A 341-nucleotide genomic window follows, 5' to 3' on the forward strand; every position below is an offset into this window, starting at 1 on the left:
GAGTGGGGCGAATTCATCCCAATAGGCCTCGCCAACGACCTTGAACCATTCTCCCTTGTTGTCCTGCTGCCAGAGGTAAACGCGGGCATATTCGATGCCCTTCGGGTTCGTTGCCGATTTCAGTTCATCGTTGAAGATAACTTCAGCCGGCTCTGACGCGGGCCGGTAGTTCTTGCAGCGTTGGGCAATGACACGTAGGCCATCGCGAGAGACTACAATCGACATGCGGCGCTTGGATTGATCCTTAGCGTTCTTGCCGAAAACGAGAGGCATAATCTGTTTGCGGAAAGGATCTAGGCCATAAGACCGCGCTGCCTCCATGAACAGATTGAATTCGTCGT

At 53.4% G+C, this 341-nt stretch carries 1 protein-coding gene; it reads right to left on the reverse strand.

The window, feature by feature from the left end; all coding sequences use genetic code 11:
- Window positions 1-341 (reverse strand): phage recombination protein Bet (gene bet, locus RCF13_RS01225; protein ID WP_308140744.1); only part of this gene is annotated, 341 nt, incomplete at both ends.

It is taken from the genome of Stenotrophomonas maltophilia group sp. RNC7 (genome assembly GCF_030910085.1).
Classification (GTDB): domain Bacteria; phylum Pseudomonadota; class Gammaproteobacteria; order Xanthomonadales; family Xanthomonadaceae; genus Stenotrophomonas; species Stenotrophomonas sepilia.